This is a genomic window from Citrobacter sp. Cpa228, assembly GCF_030333085.1.
Taxonomy (GTDB): Bacteria; Pseudomonadota; Gammaproteobacteria; order Enterobacterales; family Enterobacteriaceae; genus Citrobacter; species Citrobacter pasteurii.
This window is the reverse complement of the sequence record NZ_JAOWGQ010000011.1, coordinates 1-419: the sequence shown is the minus strand read 5'-3', so window position 1 is coordinate 419 and position 419 is coordinate 1. Positions and strand designations below refer to the sequence as shown.

Annotated in this window: 1 pseudogene; it reads right to left on the bottom strand. The window is 52.7% G+C overall.

Annotation, left to right across the window (positions count from 1 at the left end):
* Positions 1–419 (bottom strand): annotated as a pseudogene (locus OGX91_RS00065) (putative type VI secretion system effector); the annotation flags it as partial.

Genomic DNA, 419 nt, shown 5'->3' with positions numbered 1-419 from the left:
ACGTTTTCCCAGCCCAGCAGGGTGAATATCTCCTCTGACAGCGTTTCTTCCGGTAACGGTTTATGTTTGTAAATTGACCACGCTGCGGGAAGCAGACACATCACCAGCAGAAAAATTATTGCTTCAACTATAAATAAATAGAACATAGGATCATAAAATGATGCTAAACCATCACCACATAGCAACGCAGCGATGGAAATGGCAAAACATAAGTAACAAACCCGTAGCGGGATACGCACTGCCGCCCGGCGCGCCTGATTCTTCCCCCGGTAACACCCCGGCGTCATGCACAGGGACTGCTCCTCCGGCTTGTGGATGGCATACACCAGATACTCCTCACCGACCGGGGCCGCCAGCAGTTCCACCTCCTCCCCTTCATAGCACCAGTGGCATCCCAGCCAGCCGGTAAAACGCCTGCC